This is a genomic window from Streptosporangium sp. NPDC050148, from assembly GCF_055586505.1.
On sequence record NZ_JBVJIA010000052.1, the window covers coordinates 36,357 to 43,077 of the forward strand.

At 71.1% G+C, this 6,721-nt stretch carries 7 protein-coding genes; 2 read left to right on the plus strand and 5 right to left on the minus strand.

Annotation, left to right across the window (positions count from 1 at the left end; translation table 11 throughout):
- The first annotated feature begins 10 nt into the window (after positions 1 to 10).
- Positions 11 to 535 (plus strand): 30S ribosomal protein S9, encoded by a 525-nt coding sequence (gene rpsI / locus ACZ6RT_RS35465; protein ID WP_344889966.1) that lies wholly within the window; start codon positions 11 to 13, stop codon positions 533 to 535.
- Between the two features lies 1 nt (position 536).
- On the plus strand, positions 537 to 1,889 hold the full coding sequence (gene glmM, locus ACZ6RT_RS35470; RefSeq protein ID WP_399185753.1) for a phosphoglucosamine mutase: 1,353 nt from the start codon (positions 537 to 539) through the stop codon (positions 1,887 to 1,889).
- Between the two features lie 118 nt (positions 1,890 to 2,007).
- On the opposite strand, the gene ACZ6RT_RS35475 is transcribed toward glmM, so the two are convergent.
- From ACZ6RT_RS35475 to ACZ6RT_RS35495, 5 genes are all read right to left on the minus strand, one after another.
- Positions 2,008 to 2,724: an ABC transporter permease gene (locus tag ACZ6RT_RS35475; protein ID WP_399185754.1), complete on the minus strand. Its 717-nt coding sequence runs from the start codon at positions 2,722 to 2,724 to the stop codon at positions 2,008 to 2,010.
- A 2-nt stretch (positions 2,725 to 2,726) separates the two neighbouring features.
- Positions 2,727 to 3,641, minus strand: a complete 915-nt coding sequence (locus tag ACZ6RT_RS35480) for an ABC transporter ATP-binding protein (RefSeq protein WP_470158361.1) — start codon at positions 3,639 to 3,641, stop codon at positions 2,727 to 2,729.
- Positions 3,638 to 4,516, minus strand: a complete 879-nt coding sequence (locus ACZ6RT_RS35485) for an ABC transporter permease (RefSeq protein WP_399185756.1) — start codon at positions 4,514 to 4,516, stop codon at positions 3,638 to 3,640. The genes ACZ6RT_RS35480 and ACZ6RT_RS35485 overlap by 4 nt, the downstream gene beginning before the upstream one ends.
- The gene (locus ACZ6RT_RS35490) at positions 4,509 to 5,414 is read right to left on the minus strand and encodes an ABC transporter ATP-binding protein (RefSeq protein WP_399185757.1); all 906 of its coding nucleotides are present in this window, start codon (positions 5,412 to 5,414) and stop codon (positions 4,509 to 4,511) included. The genes ACZ6RT_RS35485 and ACZ6RT_RS35490 overlap by 8 nt, the downstream gene beginning before the upstream one ends.
- 256 nt (positions 5,415 to 5,670) lie before the next feature.
- Positions 5,671 to 6,618 carry a DUF389 domain-containing protein gene (locus ACZ6RT_RS35495; protein WP_399185758.1) on the minus strand — a complete coding sequence of 316 codons (948 nt, stop codon included), beginning with the start codon at positions 6,616 to 6,618 and terminating at the stop codon, positions 5,671 to 5,673.
- Positions 6,619 to 6,721: the final 103 nt, after the last annotated feature.

Below are 6,721 nucleotides of genomic sequence, written 5' to 3' on the forward strand. Positions count from 1 at the left end.
GAGGAGAACCGTGGCTGAGCCCACCGGTGTCGAGACGCCCGTCGAGGGCGATCAGGAAGCGTACTCCGCGGAGGAGTTCCCCTCCGAGTACACCTCCGAGTCCACTGCCGGCGGCACTGACGCCGCCGTCCGCAAGCCCATCACCACCGGTAACTCCTACGGCACGGGCCGCCGCAAGGAATCCGTCGCCCGGGTGCGCATCGTGCCGGGCACCGGCAAGTGGACGATCAACGGCCGCACGCTGGAGAACTACTTCCCGAACAAGGTGCACCAGCAGATCGTCAACGAGCCCTTCGTGGTGCTCGGTGCCGAGGAGCAGTTCGACGTCATCGCCCGCATCAACGGCGGCGGCGTCACCGGCCAGGCCGGTGCCCTGCGCATGGGCCTGTCCCGCGCGCTGACCGCGCTGGACGTCGAGGTCAACCGGGCGCCGCTGAAGAAGGCCGGCTTCCTGACCCGTGACGCCCGCGCCACCGAGCGCAAGAAGTACGGTCTCAAGAAGGCCCGTAAGGCCCCCCAGTACAGCAAGCGTTAAGTTGGGTCGCCTCTTCGGCACCGACGGGGTACGTGGGGTCGCCGGTCGCGACCTCACGGCCGAGCTCGCCATGGACCTGTCCGTGGCCGCGGCTCATGTCCTCGGCGATGCCGGGGCGTTCAACGGCGGCGGGCGGCGAGACCGTCCCGTCGCCGTCGTGGGCCGGGACCCCCGCGCTTCAGGAGAGTTCCTGGAGGCCGCGGTGGTCGCCGGCCTGGCGTCGTCCGGCGTGGACGTTCTCCGGCTCGGCGTGCTGCCCACCCCGGCGGTCGCTTACCTGACCACGGCTCTCAGAGCCGACATGGGCGTGATGATCTCCGCCTCCCACAACCCCGCTCCCGACAACGGGATCAAGTTCCTCACCCGCGGCGGATACAAGCTGCCCGACGCGGTGGAGAACGAGATCGAGCAGCGGCTCGGCGAGAAGTGGGAGCGCCCTGTCGGTGCCTCGGTCGGCCGCGTACGCGAGGCGTACGGCGAGGCCGACCGTTACGTGTCCCACGTGCTGTCCACGGTGGACGGCCGTCTCGACGGTCTCAGCGTGGTCCTCGACTGCGCCCACGGAGCCGCCCACATGGTGGCCCCCGAGGCGCTGCTGCGGGCCGGGGCCACCGTGGAGACGATCGGGGCGCGCCCCGACGGTCTCAACATCAACGCCGGGGTGGGCTCCACCCACCTGGAGAAGCTCCAGCAGATCGTGGTCTCCCGCAACGCCGACGTCGGGATCGCCTACGACGGCGACGCCGACCGCTGCCTGGCCGTGTCGCACACCGGTGAGATCATCGACGGCGACCAGATCATGGCGGTGCTGGCCATGGCCATGCACGCCGAGGGCACGCTGGCGGGTGACACCGTGGTGGCCACCGTCATGTCCAACCTGGGCTTCAAGATCGCTCTGAAGAACGCCGGCATCGACGTCGTCGAGACCGCCGTGGGCGACCGTTACGTCCTGGAGGCCATGAGGGCGGGCGGCTACAACCTGGGCGGGGAGCAGTCGGGCCACGTCCTGATGCTCGACCACGCCACCACCGGCGACGGGCTGCTGACCTCGCTTCACCTGCTGGCGGTGGTCGCGCGGCAGAAGCGGTCGCTGGCGGAGCTGGCCTCGGTGATGACCCGGCTGCCGCAGGTACTGGTGAACGTCAAGGGCGTGGACCGGACCAAGGCCTCGGTCCCGGAGCTGTCGGCGGCGGTCACCGCCGCGGAGTCGGAGCTGGGCGAGAGCGGCCGGGTGCTGATCCGGCCGAGCGGCACCGAGCCGATGATCCGCGTCATGGTCGAGGCGGCCTCGGCCGAGCAGGCCGAGTCGCTGGCCGGCCGCCTGGCCGACGTCGTCCGTACCGCCTGCGTCTGAACGACGAGAGCACGGCCCGCACTCCGGTGCGGGCCGTGCTCTCGTCGTGTCCGGCCCTTTTCCCGTCGCAGGCCGGTACGTCGTGCGCCCCGGTGCAGGGCGCACGACGCGGGGAGACCTACTCGTCGCCGGTGAGGGAGAAGCTCCGCAGGCGCCTGCCCGCCCACAGGACCGCGCCGACGGTGACGATCGCGAGCGCCGGGACGGCGAAGCCGAGGGCGATCTCGGTGGAGAAGAACGCCGAGGAGGACAGCTGGTCGGCGACCGTCTGGGCCCACTGCTGGATGGAGAAGCGGCGGGCACCGGGCACGAAGTTGCCGACCACGCCCTCCCAGACGAGCGCGTAGACGATGCCGATCGTCACCGCGTGCCGGGTCAGCACGCCCAGCAGCATGAACACCGCGGCGTAGGCGACCCCGCCGACCAGCGAGCCGAGCGCGAACCCGGAGGCGATCCCGGACTCGGTGCCCACCAGCAGGTAGGCCGCGACGAAGGTCGGCACGGTGCCGAACAGCGCGAGCAGGGAGGCGGCGACCACGAACTTGGTCTGCGCGATCACCGGCCGGGAGATCGGCTTGGAGAGCAGGTGGATGATCGTGCCGTCGTCGATCTCGGGAGCGATCACCCCCGTTCCCGCGATCAGGCCCAGCAGCGGGAGCATGGTGCCGATGGCGAAGGTCTGCATGAGCGTGACCGCGCTGCGCTCGTCGTCGGCACCGAGGAACCGCAGCAGGACGGCCATGGCGATCAGCGCCACCGGCAGCATGATCAGCAGCCAGATCCGGCGGCGGCCCAGGAGCGCCCGGTAGGAGAGTCCGGCGATGACACCGTTCATGGTCAGCTGCTCCTGTTGATCAGGTAGGAGAAGACGCTCTCCAGGTCTTCGTCGGAAGGGGAGACCTGCCAGAGGCGTACGCCCGCGTCCTTGGCGACCCTGGGCAGCAGCCGGGTGAAGCGCCGGAAGTCGACGGCCTGCACCTCCAGGCCCGCCTCGGTCAGCGACACCGCGCCCGAGGAGGGGTCGGCGATCAGCGCGGACGCCAGGCGGCGGTCGTCGCTGGAGCGGACCCGGAACAGGTGCGGCCGGTCGGTCATCCGGCGGCGGATCTCCCGGAAGTCGCCGGAGGCGGCGTGACGGCCGGCCACCAGCACCTCGATGTGCTGGGCGACCCGCTCGACCTCCTCCAGGATGTGCGAACTGAACAGGATGGTCTTGCCCGCGGTGCCCATGGCGCGGACCAGGTCCATCAGGTGCAGGCGCTGGCGCGGGTCCATGCCGTTGAACGGCTCGTCGAGCAGCAGGACCTGCGGGTCGTGCACCAGGGCGGCGGCCACCTTGACGCGCTGGCGCATGCCCTTGGAGTACGTCTCGATCCTGCGGTCCTTGGCGCTCTCCATCTCCACCAGGGCGAGCGCCTTGCGGGCGGCGTCGTCGGGGTTGGGCAGGCGGTGCAGCCTGGCGCTGGAGAGCACGAACTGCCAGCCGGTGAGGAAGCCGTAGACGGCCTCCCGCTCGGGGACCAGGCCGATGGAGCGGTAGATCTGGTGGTTGCGCCAGATCGGGGCGCCGTCCAGGGTCGCGGTGCCGCCCGAGGGGGCCAGGAACCCGGCCATCATGTGCAGCAGCGTGGACTTGCCCGCCCCGTTGGGGCCGAGCAGGCCGGTGACGCCGGGGCCGATGGTCATGGTGATGTCGTTGACGGCGACCACGTTGCCGTACCAGCGGGAGACCTGGGACAGTTCGATGTTCATCGGGAGGCCGCCTTACGGTAGCGCGCGACCAGGGCCGTCACGGACAGGACGATCAGCACGAGCACGAGCGCTCCGGCGACCAGGGGCCCGGCGCCGGAGGGGTAGATGACGCTGGAGGCCGGGGGCGCGTCGAAGATCCCGACGTGCACGGCGGCGTCGACCATGAAGAACGGGTTGATCAGCCAGGCCCAGGAGGCCATGGCGTCGTCGCCCATCGACTCCAGCGTCGCGTACAGCACGGTCGAGACCGCGGAGGCGAGCAGGTAGAAGGCGATGATCGAGGCGACGCCCAGCCCCCGCCGCGGGGTGAACGAGGCGATGGCCACGCCCAGGCAGGACAGCAGCACCGCGTAGCAGACCGCGCCGGCCATGGCGGTGAGGTACGCGCCGGTGTGGGTCTCCCCGGGCAGGTCGATGACCACCTCGCCGATGAACAGCACCGTGAGCGGCACCGCCAGCAGCAGGAACATGGCCGCCGTCATCGCCGCGAGCTTCGCCCCGACGTAGTCCCACAGCGTCACCGGGCGCGACAGGTAGAGCGGCAGCACCCGGAAGCGCAGGTCCGGCGCGACCGCGTACGGCGACTGCGAGGCCAGGAAGATCGCGAGCACCGCCTGCATGACGACCGCGTACTCGGTGTAGCGCATCCCCTCCTGCTTGGCCAGCGCCATGATCGCGATGGAGACGACCGCGGGCAGCATCATGACGCCCACCAGCAGGAACGGAATGATCTTCGAGCGGACGGTACGGCCGAGCCCGAAGATCCCGCGCAGGGTGTGCACGGTCAGCGCGGCGGTGGCGTGGCCGCGTCCGAGCCGCGCCCCCTCGTAGTGGCGGTATCCGATGTCGTGGATGACACCCGTGGGCTCAGACACTGGCGGGCTCCCTGAAGACGTCCTCGATGCGCTGGCGGCCCTGTTCCACGCGGATCAGGCTGAGGTCGAGCTCGCAGACGGCGTCGCGGAGCGTGTCGAACGTCTCCGGCGCGCGGACGTGGACGAGCAGCGTCCTGCCGTGCGCGGTGACGGTCTCGCCGAGCTCGGTCAGCCGGGCCGCCAATGCGTCCTGGCCCTCCTCCACCTCGACGGAGACGGTCTGGGTGCGCTGGGTGAACTCGCCGATGGCCGAGGAGCGCAGCAGCTTGCCCCCGTCGATCACGATGACGTGGTCGCAGACCCGCTCCAGCTCGCCCAGCAGGTGCGAGGTGACCAGCACGCTGATGCCGAAGTCCGAGCCGATCCTGCGGATCAGCGCGAGCATCTCGTCGCGGCCGGCCGGGTCGAGGCCGTTGGTCGGCTCGTCCAGCAGCACCAGGCGCGGGTCGTGCACCAGGGCCTGGGCCAGCTTGACGCGCTGCTTCATGCCGGTGGAGTAGCCGCCCATCGCCCGGTAGCGCTCCTCGTACAGCCCCACATGGCGCAGCACGTCGGCGGCGCGCTCGCGGGCGGCGGTGCGCGGCAGGCCGGACATCTGGGCCATGTGCACGGTGAACTCGGTGGCCGACAGGTCGGGGGGCAGGCAGTCGTGCTCGGGCATGTACCCCACGACCCGGCGGATCTCGGCGCCGTGGGTCGTCACGTCCATGCCGAGCACCTGGGCGCCGCCCTCGCTGGGGTCGAGCAGGCCGAGCAGGATCTTGATCAGCGTGGATTTGCCCGCGCCGTTGGCGCCCACCAGGCCGGTCACGCCGGGGCCGACGGTGACGGTGAGCCGGTCGAGCGCCGTCACCCGGGGGAAACGTCTGGTCAGTCCCTCGGTGGCGAGGATAGTCATGGTCGGACCTTATCGGCCGGGATGGGAGGGGCACCTCGGCCATACGAACGAGTCGTCCCTCGTCCGAAAGGGCAGCGCCGGGGCCGGCGGCCGGGACCTGGGTGGGAGCGCAGACCCGGGTCTGGGCGGGACCGCAGGCCCGGTGCCGACCCGGCGGACGGGACCCGGGCGGGACCACGGGCCCGGCGCCCGGGCCCGGCACGGGGGCCGGTCGTCACGGGCCGGTCGTCACGGGCGGGGCCCGGCGGGCCGGTCGTCAGCCGGGGCCGGGGCGTGCCGGGAGCCGCATGCCGAACCGGGACCAGTAGGCCTTCTGGATCAGGAGCGTCACCACGCCGGAGATGACCATGCCCGCGATGTTCACCCCGAGCTGGAGGGCGGAGCCGGCCATGTCGTCCCAGCGGGAGAGCGCGGCGGCGACCGCGAAGTAGCCGGCGGCGGGGACCGTGGTGACCGAGATGAAGACGCCGACCAGGGCCGAGGACTTGCCCGCGGTGACCGAGAGCACCCCGGCCGCCCCGGCGAGCAGCGCCACCATGAACGACCATCGATCGGGCTTGACGATGAACTCGATCTCCTCGTGCCCGTCCAGCGAGCCGGCGCCGATCCAGCCGAGCCAGCGTCCGGCCAGCGCGAAGACCAGGGCGATCGCCAGGGCGATGGCGAAGCCCAGGACCAGGGTGCGGAGCGCGCGGCCGATCAGATCGCGGTCGACGCGGATCAGGCCGAAGCAGATCGCCGCGACCGCGCCGAACTCCGGCCCCATCACCATCGCGCCGATGATGAGGATCGGCGAGTTGACGATCACGCCGATCGCGGCGAGCAGCGTGGCGATCGTCAGGAACGCCATGAAGGCCCAGGTGAGCTGGATGTCCTCCTCCAGCCGCTGGGCGAACTCGGCCCAGACCACGGCGTCGTCCCCGTCACCGGGCGCCTCCTCCCGGGCGCGGTCGGCCACCTCGGAGATGGACAGGTCGATCTGCTCGGCCGCGATCGACCCCTCGGCGTGCAGGCCCAGCTCCTGCAGCCGGTCGATCACCTCGTTGGCCGACTCCCTGGCGATGTCGAACTGCACGAGGTCACCGGCGGGGGAGCGCGCGGCGCCGGGGAACACGACGATGTTGACGACGCCGACGCACTCGTCGAGCACCTTCAGCACCCCGTCCGACAGCTCCGCCGGGGTGATCACGCGTAGATGTAACACGGGCCAACCCTAGGGCCTGTACGGAGTTGAGATCAGGGGGATTCGCCTGCGCGGTGGCTTGCCGTCCTGGTAGGCCATCGCCATGGCGCGTGGAGAACTCACC